Origin of the sequence: Streptomyces sp. HSW2009, assembly GCF_040240285.1 — a bacterium.
In the GTDB taxonomy this organism is placed as follows: domain Bacteria; phylum Actinomycetota; class Actinomycetes; order Streptomycetales; family Streptomycetaceae; genus Streptomyces.
In genome coordinates this window covers 1-14,523 of the sequence record NZ_JBEHZD010000154.1, presented here as the reverse complement: position 1 = coordinate 14,523, position 14,523 = coordinate 1, and the positions used below count along the sequence as shown (strand labels likewise).

Annotated in this window: 11 protein-coding genes; 2 read left to right on the top strand and 9 right to left on the bottom strand. The window is 73.5% G+C overall.

From position 1 onward, the window contains the following. Window positions 1-395: 395 nt before the first annotated feature. The 7 genes from AAHZ94_RS14305 to AAHZ94_RS14275 form a co-directional block, all read right to left on the bottom strand. Window positions 396-1,331 (bottom strand): squalene/phytoene synthase family protein, encoded by a 936-nt coding sequence (locus AAHZ94_RS14305; protein ID WP_349993248.1) that lies wholly within the window; start codon window positions 1,329-1,331, stop codon window positions 396-398. Beyond that, entirely contained in the window at window positions 1,328-2,032 is a 705-nt protein-coding gene (locus tag AAHZ94_RS14300; RefSeq protein ID WP_349993247.1) for a tRNA-dependent cyclodipeptide synthase, read from the bottom strand. Before AAHZ94_RS14300 ends, AAHZ94_RS14305 begins: the two co-directional genes overlap by 4 nt. Beyond that, a complete protein-coding gene (locus AAHZ94_RS14295) occupies window positions 2,029-2,757 on the bottom strand; it encodes a transmembrane-type terpene cyclase (protein WP_349993246.1) in 729 nt (242 codons plus the stop codon). The genes AAHZ94_RS14300 and AAHZ94_RS14295 overlap by 4 nt, the downstream gene beginning before the upstream one ends. Before the next feature lie 940 nt (window positions 2,758-3,697). Beyond that, window positions 3,698-5,086: a hypothetical protein gene (locus AAHZ94_RS14290; protein WP_349993245.1), complete on the bottom strand. Its 1,389-nt coding sequence runs from the start codon at window positions 5,084-5,086 to the stop codon at window positions 3,698-3,700. Window positions 5,087-5,383: 297 nt separating this feature from the next. Next, window positions 5,384-6,844, bottom strand: a complete 1,461-nt coding sequence (locus AAHZ94_RS14285) for a sensor histidine kinase (RefSeq protein ID WP_502964670.1) — start codon at window positions 6,842-6,844, stop codon at window positions 5,384-5,386. Between the two features lie 173 nt (window positions 6,845-7,017). Then, window positions 7,018-7,779: a response regulator transcription factor gene (locus tag AAHZ94_RS14280; RefSeq protein ID WP_349993244.1), complete on the bottom strand. Its 762-nt coding sequence runs from the start codon at window positions 7,777-7,779 to the stop codon at window positions 7,018-7,020. A 560-nt stretch (window positions 7,780-8,339) separates the two neighbouring features. Then, window positions 8,340-9,620: a S1C family serine protease gene (locus AAHZ94_RS14275; RefSeq protein ID WP_349993243.1), complete on the bottom strand. Its 1,281-nt coding sequence runs from the start codon at window positions 9,618-9,620 to the stop codon at window positions 8,340-8,342. 183 nt (window positions 9,621-9,803) lie between these two features. Here AAHZ94_RS14275 and AAHZ94_RS14270 point away from each other — a divergent pair, with 183 nt between their 5' ends. Together AAHZ94_RS14270 and AAHZ94_RS14265 are read left to right on the top strand one after the other, a co-directional pair. Beyond that, complete coding sequence (locus AAHZ94_RS14270; RefSeq protein ID WP_349993242.1) at window positions 9,804-11,006, top strand: AAA family ATPase; 1,203 nt, start codon at window positions 9,804-9,806, stop codon at window positions 11,004-11,006. Beyond that, entirely contained in the window at window positions 11,003-11,605 is a 603-nt protein-coding gene (locus tag AAHZ94_RS14265; RefSeq protein ID WP_349993241.1) for a DUF4276 family protein, read from the top strand. The genes AAHZ94_RS14270 and AAHZ94_RS14265 overlap by 4 nt, the downstream gene beginning before the upstream one ends. A 133-nt stretch (window positions 11,606-11,738) precedes the next feature. Here the strand turns inward: AAHZ94_RS14265 and AAHZ94_RS14260 are convergent, their stop codons facing one another. Then, window positions 11,739-12,779 (bottom strand): LacI family DNA-binding transcriptional regulator, encoded by a 1,041-nt coding sequence (locus AAHZ94_RS14260; RefSeq protein ID WP_349993240.1) that lies wholly within the window; start codon window positions 12,777-12,779, stop codon window positions 11,739-11,741. A gap of 24 nt (window positions 12,780-12,803) precedes the next feature. Further along, complete coding sequence (locus tag AAHZ94_RS14255; protein ID WP_349993239.1) at window positions 12,804-13,694, bottom strand: response regulator transcription factor; 891 nt, start codon at window positions 13,692-13,694, stop codon at window positions 12,804-12,806. Window positions 13,695-14,523: the final 829 nt, after the last annotated feature.

Here is a 14,523-nt window from a genome sequence, read left to right as displayed (position 1 = left end):
CGCCGCGCGATTTTGTTTTTGCTCCCTTCGGCCGGCTTCCCTGTTTGGCGTCCGTGTCGTGGGGTGGGTGTTGTGTTTACGAGACTGGGCACGCCGCCCGCTGGTCGCTCACGGGGCAGCACGGCGCGCGTGGGTTGTTGTGGGGCGGGGTGGGGCGGGGTGGAGTGGGTGTGGCGGATTGCTGTGGGGTGGGTGCTGTGGGGTGCGTGCTGTGGGTGGGTTGTTGCGCCGGATTGCCGTGGGTGGGTTGTTGCGGCGGATTGCCGTGGGTGGGTTGTTGCGCCGGATTGTCGTGGGTGGGTTGCTCTGACGGGTGGCTCTGGTGGGTTGTTACGGCGGACGGCCGGGCCGCGGACGGTGGGGGCCGCGGGTGGGGGCCGCGGTCCCGCTCCCCGCTAGGTGGACTCCGCCGTCAGGGCGAAGACGTCGTGGTCGCAGCAGGCGAGTCGGTCGACGGTCGCCCACCCCTCGGCCAGGGACTGGCGGATGGCCTCCCAGCCGACCGGGCGGGAGCGGTCGAGCCAGCGCTCGGCGACGGTGAAGTACCTGCGGACCCGCTCAAGTTGGCCGGCGATCAGGTCGCGCAGCGGCTGCGACGCCTGCCCCGCGGCCACCGCCTGCTCCAACTCCGTACGGGTCAGCCCACAGCGGTGCAGGTCCTCCAGCGGGACGTACAGCTTGCCCATGCGGAGGTCGTCGGCGATGTCGAGCAGGAAGTCGAGCGTCTGGATGCCGAAGCCCCAGGCTATCGCCGCGTTCTGGCATCCTTCGTCGAGCGCCTGCCCGCGCTGTCCGAGCAGGACGGCCAGCCAGCGCGCCGGTTCGCCGCTGACGCCGTGCATGTAGCGCTCCAGCGCGTACACCGTGTCGTACGTGTCGGTCGTCAGGTCCGTCCGCAGCGCGTCGCCGGCCTGGCGCACGCCCACCTCGCAGAGCTGCCAGGTGTGCACGAAGTCGCAGAACGCCAGCTTCACCAGCTTCGTCTGGTCAGCCGCGGGACGCCGGCCCGGTTCGCCGACGAGCGGGCCGAGCGCGGTGGCCGGCGGCGCGTGCCGGGTGGCGTGCAGCAGCCGGAAGAAGCCGTCGGTGAAGGCGTCGTAGCGGCGCAACCGCTCCGGCAGCGGCACGCCGTGCGCGTCGGCGATGTCGTCCGCCTGCCCGCAGAAGGCGATCATGGCGTCCCAGTACGGCCGCCGGTCGGGCCTGAGCTGGTCCCGCATCCAGGTGTGCGCGGCGTGGTTCTCCTCCTGGAGTATCGCCTCGCACAGCGCGTACGCCTCGCGCAGCAGCGGGTCGTGGAGCTCGGCCGCGTCCCACTCCTGCCGGGTCACGAGACGGGCCGAACGACGACGAACGCCTGCTGTTCCTGCCGGCGCAGCGGGGTCTGCTCCGCGTAGATCCGGTCGATGAACTCCACCCGGTGCTGGTAGATGGCGGTGGACTCGGCCACCTCCATGACCTGCGGCGTGTCGACCAGGAACGGCGTCTCGGCGATCAGGTAGCGGGCGGCCTCGGCGGTCTGGGCCTCGGTCGGGTCCGCCCCGTTGAGGTGGTTGCGGAGCACCTGGCGCACCACCCGGTAGTAGCTCTCGCGGGTCTCGACGTCGTCGGCCACCGCGTCCTCGGCCCGCCGCAGCAGGCTCCGGTAGGCGGGCCTGACCTCGATCTCGGAGAGCCGGTGCAGGCCGAACACCACGTCGTCGGGGGCGCCGACCGCCTGCCAGGCCCGGGTGACCCGGTTGTAGATGCGCGACGCCTCCCCGTACGCCTTGCGGCGCGCCCGACCGGGGGCGTATCCGAGGGCGAGCCAGGTGTGGAGCTGCGCCGAGTCCGGAATCATCACGTCCACGTGCCGGAACTGGCTCGCGGCCCAGCCCAGGAGTTCGGTGAGGCGCTCCTCGCTGAAATAGCTGTTGCCCGGGGAGACCCCCACCAGGGCGTGCTCGCCCCGGGCGCAGACGGTCTGGCACTGCTCCGTCAGGGGCTCGGTGGTGAATTTGGGCGCGAGCGTCGAAGGGTTGGAGTTCGTCACAGCGAAGCGTTCCTTTCGATGTCCCTGGGCACGGGTCGTTCGCCGACCTGCCGGCCGCCTTCCGCTTCCTTTTCCTTCTCGGCGCGCAATACGGTGGCGAGCGCCCCGATGTACGCGACGTCCAGGACGAAACAGGCGGTCATGCAGTACGGCAGCCAGGGGCCCGGGTATTCCGAGGTGTCGAGGAACCAGGCGGCGCAGGTGGCCGCGGTACCCACGCACTTGGAGACGGCGATGCCCATCGACTGGCCCCGGCTCGACCCCCGCACCGCCAGCATCGCGAGGAAGAGGCCGGACATGGCCACGTTCATCCCGAAGCTGGTCAGCACCACGTCCCCGTCGTCGAACTCGCGGGAGAGCACTTCGATCCCGGCGTAGGCGAGGCCGAGCACGACGACGAATCCGGCGTAGAAGACGCGCGGCGGCAGGAAGGGGAATTCACCCGGGCCGAACCGGAATACGGTGTAGAGCAGCCCGCAGTCGACGATGAGCCAGATGACGCCGATGACGACTTCGGCGCCACCGACGTCGGAATTGCTGCCCGACATGTGGTCGGCTGATCTGAAGAAGACGAATTGGAATTCCCAGCAGATGTTCATCGCCAGGGCCACCAACGGAATGCAGTACGTTCTGTCGCGAAGCCCGTTCCGGACCGCCAGCACATAGGTGATGGTCCAGCCCAGGCCGCATACGGCGGCGAGCAACATACGGATGCCGTCTACCATGTCCCCTCTCAGCACCACATCGTCCAATCGCCACGGAGCGCGGCGGGCCTTTCGATTGCACAGCGGAATGCGGAGAGGCCACAACGGCGTGCGGGAGCACGATGGGCGGGCCGCCGCTCGGGGCTGGCGCCCACGAGAGCCCCCTATTCATGTGTTTTTTAGGAGAGTTGGCGAATCCTTTTGTCGGCGCGTTCCGCTGCGCGGGGCGCTGCGGCGGGCCGTCGCCCGCGGGCGCGGCGGACCGCGGCCCCTAGCGCCGGGTGCGATCTCCGGCCACGCCCGTGACCTGCGTGAACACTGCCGCTCCCGGCGCGTGTCCGCCCCGCCCCGAGCGGCGTCGGCCCGCGCGGCGTAGGGGCCGCAGCACGGCCGTGGGGTTCCGGTACCCGGCCCGGGCCCGACCCACTTCCGCACGCCGGCGGCGCCGGCCCCGAATCCGGTGCTGAAACGGGTACGGAAACCGGTGCTGAAATCCGTGCGGAAATCGGCAGCGGAATCGGCGCACTTCGGCCCGGCTTCGACCAGCCGCGGGACCGGCCGTCTTCGACCGTGCCGGCGGGAGACGACCGAAGCCGATCGGAGACACGCCCAGGGGCCCGACGCCGCACGGGCGGTCGAGCCCCTGGTCTTTGTTGGCCTTTGCCGGCCTTTGCCAGCTCGTGCCGATTCCGCTGGTCCCGCTGATTCCCGCGGTTCCTCCGGCGTGCCGGTTCGCTGGTGTCGCCGGTTTCGCTGGTTCGTACGCCTTCTCGTCGCTACGGGCTCCCGCCGCTGCGGAACCCGGCGGCTACGGGCTCCCCCGGCTACCGGGCTCCCTTACGGCAGAGCCCCGTACAGCAGAGCTTCGTACGGCAGCTTCGTGCAGCAGAGCCCCGTACGACAAAGCCCTCTCCCAGCGGCCCTGCCGCGGCAACCCCGGCGCGGCGGGGCCCCGGGCCGGTCAGGAGGTGGTGGTCCGGGTCAGGACGACCGGGTAGCCGACCTTCCCGGTGCCGCCGTTCGGCGGGCGGTGGCCGAGTACGTCGATGGTGTCGCCGGAGGCCAGTACGTCCACGGCGCTCAGCGGGGGCGCGGCGGCGTCGGCCAGGCCGAGCGGGGTCCAGCGGGTGCCGGTGGCGTTGCCCCGTACCGCGTCGATCCGGCCCGCGTCCGCGTCGACCAGGAACACCGGCTCGTCCCGCTGCACGGTGACCGCGGTGACCGGCGCGGTGCCGGCCGGCAGCGGGGTCCGCTTCCAGGTGCCGGCCGCGTACCGCAGGGCGAAGGCGCCCAGCGTGCCGTCCGCACTCTTGGTCGTGCCGCCGGCCCACACCACGCCGCCCCGGCCGACCGCCAGGTCGTCGAACTGGGCCTGTACGTCGCCGAGTTCGGGCACCCGCACCTCGCTCCAGCGCTTGCCGTCGAAGTGCACCAGGAGCGGCCTGGTGCCGTCCTCGCCGTACACCGAGCCCGCCGCCCACACGTCGTCGGCGGCCAGCGCGGTGACCGTGACCAGGTGCCAGCCGTCCCGTTCGGCGCCGATGGCGGGCAGCTTCGCCGCGGTCCAGCGGGTGCCGTTCCAGTGGCTGAGCAGGCCCACGTTCTTGCTGTCGTCCGGGTCGCCGGTGGGGACCTGGGCCCAGCCCGTCGCCCAGGCGTCGGTCGCCGTGCGCGCGTCGACGGCCAGGAAGCCCGCGCCGATCGTGTCCTTCGGCACCTGGGCCACCGAGTTCTTCCACGCCCGGCCGTTCCAGCTCTGGTTGACCACGCCGCCGGACGGCTCGTGGAAGTCGCCGACCAGCACCGCGCTGCGGCTCGACGAGGCGTCCACGTCGTTCCACCGCTGGTTGTAGCCGTCAGGCCCGGGTGTGGTCGGCCGCTCCTTCCAGCCGTCGCCCCTGCGGTCATCGCGCTCCCAGAGGGTGGGCACGAAGTCGAAGCTCTCCCCGTACCAGTCGAAGCGCATCCCCGACGCCCACGTGACGTGCTCGTCCACGCGCGTCAGCCGGATGCCCGTGGCGTCCGCATCGGCCATCGTCTTCTCCCGCCAGCCGGCGGCGCGGGAGGCCGGGCCGTCCGACGGGTGGGCGAGGGTGGGCGGCGTCGCGGCGGGGCGCCCCGGGCGCCCGGTGTCGAACGCGAGACCGCCGTCCGCGGCCCGGTGCAGCGGGCCGGTGCCGAACGCGGTCGGTCCGTGGCCGGGTCGGTCCTGCGCCGCGGCCGGGCCCCGGCCGTCCTCGGGGGCGCCCGCGAGGGCGGGGGTCGCGACCGCGACCGCCAGCGCCGCGCCGACGGCCAGACCGGTCCGCAGTCGGCGGGCGGCACCGGATTCCGTGCTGAGCAAACTCACCGTACGTCCTCTCGACGAGCGTCAACGCCCGGGCCCCCGCCGCACGCACCCGGCGCGGCCCCGGACCGAGGGGCCAGTCGGCGCCCTCACCCCTTCCCTGTCCACGGACCGCCCGCGAGTTCCCGAATCTCTCGCGAGGTCGCGGACGTGACGCCTGGAGGCGACGTTGCGAACGGGACGCCGTGGCGCGGAGGGTTACGGGCGCGTGGCGCCGGGTGGGGCCGGTGGGTTCGGTGAGTTGGGTGGGTTCGGTGGGGCAGATGCGCCCGGGCGGCCCGGCGGACCTGGTGAGCCCGGTCAGCCCGACGCGCCCGACGCTCCCGGTGGGTTCGCCATGGTTGACGCCGCCGCCGGCGCCTCGGTCGGCGGCGCCGGAGGCGGATGCGGCACGCCCGGCAGGTGGAGCACCGCGACCGTGCCGCCGCCGTCCGCCTGCCGCAGCGCGACCTGGCCGCCGGCCCGCTGCACCGTACGGGCCACGATGGACAGCCCGAGCCCCGAACCGGGCAGGCTGCGGGCCGAAGGGGAGCGCCAGAAGCGGTCGAAGACGTGCGGGAGTTCGTCGGTTGGGATGCCGGGGCCGTGGTCGCGGACGGTGAGCACGCCGCCGTGCAGCACCACGTCCACGGTGCCGCCCGGCGGGCTGAACTTGATCGCGTTGTCCAGCAGGTTGATCACGGCCCGCTCCAGCGCGGCCGGCTCGGCCGACACGTACCACGGGCTGAGCCGCGCCGTGATCTCCAGGTCCTTGCCGCGCAGCCTGGCCCGCCGCACCGCGGCGTCCGCCGCCTCGTGCAGGGCCGCGACCGACGGCGGGCCGCTGCCGGGCGGGGCGTCCGGGCGGGAGAGTTCCTGGAGGTCGCCGATGAGCGAGGCCAACTCCGTCATCTGCGCCTTCACGCTGGCCAGCAGGTCCTTGCGGTCATCGGGCGGCAGCGGACGGCCGGTCTCCTCGCTGCGGGCGAGCAGTTCGACGTTCATCCGCAGCGAGGTGAGCGGGGTGCGCAGTTCGTGCCCGGCGTCCGCGATGAGCTGCTGCTGCCGGTCACGCGAGGAGGCGAGCGCGGCGGTCATCGAGTTGAACGAGCGCGAGAGCCTGGCGATCTCGTCCCGGCCCTCCGCCGGGATCGTGGTGGCCAGGTCCTCCGTCCGCGCGATGTGCTCGACCGCCCCGGTCAGCCGGTCCACCGGGCGCAGCCCGGCCCTGGCCACGGCGAGGCCGGCGGTCGCGGCGCCCAGCACGCCGACCCCGGCGACCACCGCGAGCACCAGCGCCAGCGTGTCGAGGGCGCTGTTGGTCTCGGACAGCGGGCGGGCCAGGGAGACGGCGAAGCCGGTGCCGCCGGCCACGTAGTGCTTGGTGAGCACCCGCACCGGGGCGCCGCCGTCGGTCCTGCCGTCCCGCAGTTCGTCGTCCGCCAGGCCGCGGGCCACGTTCACGTCCGACTTGGCGAGCTTCACCGGCTTGCTGCCGAAGCCCACGCAGCGGGCCCCGTCGGGGCCGACGATCTGCACGTACAGCACGCTCGGCGCGGCGGCGCCCCGGCCCGGCTCCGTCTCGCCGCGCGCGCACCGTTCCAGCGTGTCCTGGACGTAGGAGACGCTGACCTGGACGCTGCGCAGCGACTTGTCGAGTTCGTCGCGCAGTTGCTCGCGGGTGATCGCCCAGCAGGCGACGGCGGACAGGGCAACGGCGAAGGCCACCGCCAGCGCGGTGAGCAGCGCGAGCCGGCCGCGCAGCGGCAGCCGGGAGCGCAGCAGCGGGCGCGGGCGGCGCAGCGGCAGGGTGGCGGTGCTGCCGGCGCCGGTGGCGCCCGGCGGGTAGGCGGGCGGCGGGTATACGGGCCGCGTCGGGCCCGCGGCGGCTGGCCCGGGTGCGGCGGGTCCGGGTGCGGCGGGTCCGGGCGTGGGGGGCCCGGGCGTGGGGGCGCTCACTCGGCGGTCCCCCGCCCGGCCGGCTGCTCGTCGGCGCGCAGCACGTACCCCACGCCGCGCACGGTGTGCACAAGGCGCGGCTCGCCGCCGGCCTCGGTCTTGCGGCGCAGGTACATCACGTACACGTCCAGCGAGTTGGACGACGGCTCGAAGTCGAAGCCCCACACGGCCTTCAGGATCTGCTCCCGGGTGAGCACCTGCCGCGGGTGCGCCAGGAACAGTTCGAGCAGCGTGAACTCGGTACGGGTCAGCTCCACCCGCCGCCCGCCCCGGATGACCTCCCGCGTCGCCAGGTCCATCCGCAGGTCGGCGAAGTCGAGCGTCTGCCCCGGGCCGGGCTCGGCCTCCCCCACCGCGGCGCTCGCGTACGAGCTGCGGCGCAGCAACGCACGGATGCGGGCCAGCAGTTCGTCCAGCTCGAACGGCTTGACCAGGTAGTCGTCGGCGCCCGCGTCGAGCCCGGTGACCCGGTCGCCGACCGTGTCGCGCGCCGTCAGCATCAGGATCGGCACGGTCACCCGCGCGGCGCGCAGCCGCCTGGCCGCCGTCAGCCCGTCCATCCGCGGCATCAGCACGTCCAGCACGATCAGCTCGGGCGCGCAGCCCTCCGCCTTCTCCAGCGCGTCGAGCCCGTCCACGGCCTCGACGACCTCGTACCCCTCGAAGACCAGACTGCGCCGCAGCGCCCCCCGGACGGCCGGCTCGTCATCGACGACCAGGATGCGGGCGGGACGCTCACCGTGTTCGGCGGGGTTCATCGCGACTTTCCTTCACGGGTACGGGCGCGGCTGCGCGGACGGGGTACGGGCGGCTGCGCAAAGACCTGGGGGCGGGCGGCTGCGGCACCACCACCCGGCCGTGACCTGGCGCGACCACCGCATGCACCCTTCAGCCTCGCATGGAAGGCGACGCGTGCCGTCGTGCGGACCGCGGCGGCCGGGCCCGTGGCGCGGCGGGGCGGGGAGCCCGGGGGTGGGCGTGCGGTACGGGTACGGGGGGGCGGGTGCTGGGTGGCGGGTGCGGTACGGGCACGGGGTGCGGGACCATGCGCGTGCGCGCCGTACGAGGCACGCCGTACGAGGCGCGCGGTGTGCGGTGTGCGGTACGAGACCGTACGCGGTCACGCCGGCGGTGCGCCGGCACTGCCCAGCCGGTACTGCCCAGCCGATGCGCAGGTACGACACGAACGCTGCCCAGACACCAGATGGCGGTGTGCCGGCGGCGGCGCTGAGGACGGGGCCCGTGCCGGCCCGGGCCGACTCGGATCGGCTGCGGGAGGCGCGGGCCCAGCGACGCCGCCGGACGTGTGGAGTGCCCGTCAGACGTTGGTGCCGCCGCCGCGGAGTGCCGCGAGGTCGTCCTTGACCGTGTTGCTGGGGATGGCGAAGCCGAGGCCGACGCTGCCGCCCGAGCCGCCCATCGACGAGGGCGTGGAGATGGCCGAGTTGATGCCGATGACCTCGCCCTTCATGTTGATGAGGGCGCCGCCGGAGTTGCCGTGGTTGAGCGAGGCGTCGGTCTGGATGGCCCGGTAGCTGGTCTTGGACCGGCCCACGTCGCCGTTGTACTGCCGGCCCTCGAACTCGAACGGCCAGCCGCCGTTGCCCTGCTGCCCCTGGTCGTCGTTGCCGCCGTCCACCGTCACCTCGCGGTCGAGTGCCGAGACGATGCCGCTGGTGACGGTGCCGGTCAGCCCCTCGGGCGAACCAATGGCCACCACCTCGTCACCGACCCTGACCTGCTGGGAGTCGCCGAGCGCGGCGGCCCGCAGCCCGCTGGCGTTCTCCAGCTTGATCAGCGCGAGGTCCTTCCCGGCGTCGGCGCCGACCAGTTCGGCCCGCTTGCGCGTGCCGTCGCTGAGCGTCACGGTGAGCTCGTCGGCGCCGGCCACGACGTGGTTGTTGGTGACGATCTCACCGTTGGAGCTGATGATCACGCCGGAGCCGAGCGACCTGCCCTCGCTGGTGGTGCCCGCGATCTCCACGATGCTCGGGGCGAGCGCCTTGGCGACGGCGGACACGTCGCCGGTGCCGCCCTTGACGCCGGCGCTCACCACCGGGGCCGCCGAACCGTTGCCCGATCCCCCGTCGTGCCGGCTGCCGACGACCGCCCCGGCGGCCCCCGCCACCACGGCCGAAACCAGCGCCACGGCCGCGAGGAGCACCCCGGTACGCCGCCCCCGCGGACGCCCCGCCGGCGGCCCGGCGGGCGCACCCGCACCGAACCCCGCGTACCCACCGGGCACCGCCCCGGCCGGCGCGGGCGGCGAAACCGGCTGCGCCCCGTACCCCGCGAACCCGCCGTGCGCCGGCGCCGCCACCGAGTGCGGCACCTGGCCCTGCGGCCCGCCCGAGTGCAGGACCTGCGTCTGGTCCTGCGACTCCACCGGGCGCAGGACCTGGGTCTGATCCTGCGACTCCACCGGGTGCAGAACCTGCGTCGGCGGCTCGGTCGCGTACGGCCCCTGGTCCTGGGGCTGCGGCGCACCGACCGGCGCGTGCGGCGCCCGGGCCCCCTCCGCCGGCGCGGCGGAGGGAACGGAGCCTGCTGGGTGGGCGGGGGCTGCGAAGTCGCCGTCGCGGCGGAGGTTCTCGGTCATGGCTATGACTGTGCTGCCCGATTATGAGAACTCCCTGAGGACGACCTGAGAAGGCCGACAGAACCCCGTAGGAGCTGCGTAAGTTCGGGGGTGTGGGGGTGGGTGGGACGCCGCGGCGACGCACACCGTACGACGACCGCGCCGCCCCGTGGCGACCGGGCCGCCTCCTGCCAGACTGGCCGCATGCAGGACAACTACTTCTCGCTCACCCGCGTCCGGCTGGGGCACTTCCGGAGCATCGCGTCGGCCGACGTCGAGCTGGGCCCGCTGCTCCTGCTCGTGGGGCCGAACGGGGCGGGCAAGAGCAACTTCCTCGATGCGCTGCGGCTGCTCTCGGAGTCCTTGCAGGGCTCGCTCGCTCAGGCGCTGCGCAACCGCGGTGGCGTGACCGACGTGGTCCACAGATCCGCCGGGAACCCCGCGGCGTTCTCCGTCGAGTTGGAGTTCCGCACCCCCCAGTCGCACGGTGCGTACGGCTTCGAGGTGACCGCGCTGCTGGACGGCGGACACCGGGTCTCCCGCGAGTCCTGCGCCGTCTGGTACGAGGACCGGCCCGCTGCCGAGAACGGGCTGCCCCACGCCGGCTTCCACGTGGCGCACGGCGAGCTGACGCACACGACCGAGGCCGTCATGCCCCCGGTCGACAACCGGCGGCTGACCCTGGTGACCGCCGCCGGGCTCGACGCGTTCCGGCCCGTGTACGAAGGGCTCACCGGCATCAGCGTCTTCCACCTCAACCCGGACGTGATGCGCCGGCCGCAGACGCCCGACTCGGGCGATCTCCTGCTCCGCGACGGCGCCAACGTCGCCAGCGTGCTGCACCGCTTGCAGGCCAGTGCCCGGGGCCGGCGCGACCAGGCCCGCATCGAGGGCTACCTGCGGCACATCGTCCCCGGCATGCGCGGTGTCTCCCGTACCGACGTGGGCGGGTGGGAGACGCTGGAGTTCCAGCAGGAAGCGCCGGACGGCGCGGAGCCGTGGCGGTTCCCGGCACCGTCGGTCTCCGACGGCACGCTGCGCGCGCTCGGCGTGCTGGTCGCCCTGTTCGCCGGCACCGGCGACACGCGCAGCACCATCGGCATCGAGGAGCCGGAGAACGCCCTCCACCCGGCCGCCGCCGGCGTGCTCCTGGACGCGCTGCGCGACGCCAGCGAGCGCCGGCAGACCATCGTCACCAGCCACAGCCCCGACCTGCTCGACCGGCACGACTTCGAGCTGTCCGAGCTACGGGCCGTACGCTCGGTCGACGGCGAGACCCGGATCGGGCCGTTGGACGAGGCAGGGGCACTGGCCCTGCGCGAGCACCTCTACACCCCAGGCGAGCTGCTGCGGAACGACCAACTCCTGCCCGCCGAACCGGACTCGACCCCGGAGGCGCAGCAGTGACGCACACGCCCGCGGTGGCCCTCGTCGTGGAGGGGCACGGAGAGGTCCTCGCAGCGCGCGAGCTCGTCCAGCGCATCGCGCTCGAACTCTGCGGAACCTGGGTGACGGTCCCCCCGCCGTTCCGACTGGACTCGGGCAAGATGCGCAAGCCGGCGGAGCTGGCCAAGGCCCTGCGGATCGCAGCCGTTCGGGTGAAGGACGGCCGCGGTGGCGTACTCGTCCTGCGGGACGGCGATGACGACGACGTCGACTGCCCGGTCGCCCTCGCCCGCCAACTGGCCCCGGACCCGGCGCTGTTGCCGGTCCCGGTGGAGGTCGTCATCGCCCGGCACGAGTACGAGGCGTGGTTCCTCGCCGCCGCCGATTCGCTCCGCGGCCACCAGGCCGTACGGGACGACGCCACGGCCCCCGCGGACCCCGAGGCCCGGCGGAGCGCCAAGACCCAACTGGGGGCGATGATGCTGGAGTCCTACCGGGAGACCCTGCACCAGCCGGCGTTCTCCGCCCTGATCGACCTGCACGCCGCGAGCGAGCGCAGCAGGTCCTTCCGGCGGATGGTGCACGCGGTGCAGGGGCTGGTGGGGCGGCCCACCGGGTGACGGCCCCCTGACCCCGCCCGGCATACCCGGCGAAAGCAGCCCCCGACGGCCCGCCCCGGCGTACGCGGCGAAGACGGGACCCCCGACAGCCCCCGCCACCCCGGCCCCCGGCCCCCAGCCACCCCCGAAACGACTACCCCCCGCTGGGCCCGTGCCCGCAGCCGCAGGAGTGGCGGACCACCAGGGCGGAGGGGAACTGCTTGAGGCGCTCGCGGCGGGAGCCGGCTACCCGGAGGCTGTCGTCCAGGACCAGGTCCACGGCTGCGCGGGCCATCGCGGGGCGGTCGGAGCCGACCGTGGTGAGCGGCGGGTCGGTGAGGGCGGCTTCCTTGACGTTGTCGAAGCCGGCCACGGCCAGTTCGCCGGGGACGTCGATGCGCAATTCGCGGGCGGCCCGCAGAACGCCGATGGCCTGGTCGTCGGTGGCGCAGAAGACCGCGGGCGGGCGGTCGGGGCCGGCCAGCAGGCCGAGCGCGACCTGGTAGGCGTCGTACCGGTTGTAGGGGGCCTGGAAGAGGCGGCCCTCGGTCGAGCGGCCCGCTTCGAGCATGGCCCGGCGCCAACCCTCGACGTGGTCGGTGACCGGGTCGCCGACCGGCGGGGTCTCCTCCGTACCGCCGATGCACGCCACATAAGGGTGGCCGTGCTCCAGGAGGTGACGGACGGCGAGTTGGGCGCCGCCGACGTCGTCGAGCACCACGGCCACGTCGTCGATCGCCTCGGGGCGCTCGTGCATCAGCACCACGCGGGCGTCCCACGCCTCGATCTCGGCCGCCGCGTTCTCGCTCAGGCCCTGGCTGATGAGGATCAGCCCGGAGACCCGCATGCCGAGGAAGGCCCGCAGGTAGTGCACCTCGCGCTCGTCCAGATAGTCGGAGTTGCCGACCAGGACCATCTTGCCGCGCTCGGCCGCCGCCTGCTCGACCGCGTGCGCCATCTCGCCGAAGAACGGCTGCCGGGCGTCCGGCACGATGAGCCCTATGAGGTCCGTCCGGCGCGAGGCCATCGCCTGCGCGACCCGGTCCGGCCGGTAGCCGAGCTCCTTGATCGCGGCGAGTACCCGCTCGCGCGTGGCCGGGGCGACCGGCCTTGGTCCGTTGTTGATGACGTAGCTCACGACAGCGGTCGACGTTCCCGCAAGTCGTGCCACATCGTCCCGCGTCACCTTGGCCACGCGCGGCAGTCTACGCGGGTCCCCCTAACCGTTTACCGGCCGTGCGACCCCTGCTTTCGCCCCGTCTTCCGCGCCGGGGCGCCGGCCGACCGGGTCGCGGTGGTTTGTCCCCTTCACCGCACGGGCCCCACGGGCCCCGGTGGTACCCGCCGTGGCCCCGGCGCCGTCCGCGGCCTGTTCCGCGGCGCGCTCCACGGCCCGCCCGGCAGCCCGTTCAGCGGCTCGCTCGGCGGCTCGCTCGACCTTTTCCGGCACCACGAAGCGGTACCCCACGTTGCGCACCGTGCCGATCAGCGACTCGTGCTCGGGGCCGAGCTTGGCGCGCAGCCGCCGTACGTGGACGTCCACGGTGCGGGTGCCGCCGAAGTAGTCGTAGCCCCACACCTCCTGGAGGAGCTGGGCCCGGGTGAAGACCCGGCCCGGGTGCTGGGCCAGGTACTTCAGCAGCTCGAACTCCTTGAACGTGAGGTCGAGGACCCGGCCCTTGAGCTTGGCGCTGTAGGTCGCCTCGTCCACCGACAGGTCGCCGTTGCGGATCTCGGTCGGGACGTCGTCGGAGACGATCTGCTGCCGGCCCATCGCCAGCCGCAGCCGCGCCTCCACCTCCGCCGGGCCCGCCGTGTCGAGCAGGACGTCGTCCACGCCCCAGTCGGCGCTGACGGCCGCGAGCCCGCCCTCGGTGACCACCAGGATCAGCGGACAGCCGGGGCCCGTGGAGCGCAGCAACTGGCACAGGCTGCGGACGTGCGGCAGGTCACGGCGGCCGTCGACGAGGATCACGTCCGCGCCCGGGGTGTCCACCAGCGCCGGGCCCTCCGCGGGCGCCACCCGCACGCCGTGCAGCAGCAGGCCGAGCGCGGGCAGCACCTCGGTGGAGGGTTGGAGCGCGTTGGTCAGCAGCAGCAGCGAACTCATCGGCGACCACCCGCCCCGCCGCCGGTCGCCGGCTCGCCGGGGGAGCACCCCCGTGGGGCGCCGCCGGCGGTCGCCCTGTTCGTCCTGTGCGTCTCGCTTGGCTTGCCCATGACGTCGGTTCCTCCTCGGTCCCTGCGTGGGGCACTTCCCGGGAGCGGCCCGGGGGAGTTTGCGGACCTGCTTCCTCCGGTGGCCTTCAGTCGGCAGTCGAGGGTCGGGCAGTCGAGCTGCATGGCTGAAAGCACAAAAGGACCTGGGGGCTGCATTGCCCAGGTCCTCCGTTTAGCAGGATAGCCGAAGGGCCGCTGGAGGCCACGGCTGAATGTGCACCTGCTGTTGTTCCGTCGGTCACGTAACGCGGCTTCCGCTCACCCCGCCCAGCCGCCCCTACCGGCCAAAACCTCGATTTCTGCCGGAAATGACGGCCTTGCCCGGCGCCTTCTGCGGCGCGTGCGGCCTGATGGGCGCCGCTTTCACCCGGGGCACGCCCGTTCGCCCCCGGAACCGCGCACGGGACTCGAACGGCCGAGCACCCGCGCCGCACACACCCCCAACGTCTCGCAAAGCCGTCACACCACGCACCGTGAAGCGCACCCTCCGTATGCATGTCCGATGCATTTCAGCCGCGTTACGGATAGGGGCGCAGGGGGCGCACGAGAGCGCACACCGCGCTCTTCTTGCCAGTGGGGCTTGCCGGGGGCCAGGGCCGGGAACCCGGCCGGCCCACACTGTTTTTAACAAAAACCCGGCCCCCCGGCGGGCGCCGAGGGGGGGGGGGGGGGGGGGGGGGGGGAAAAAAAAGGGGGGGGGGGGGGGGGGGGGGGGGGGG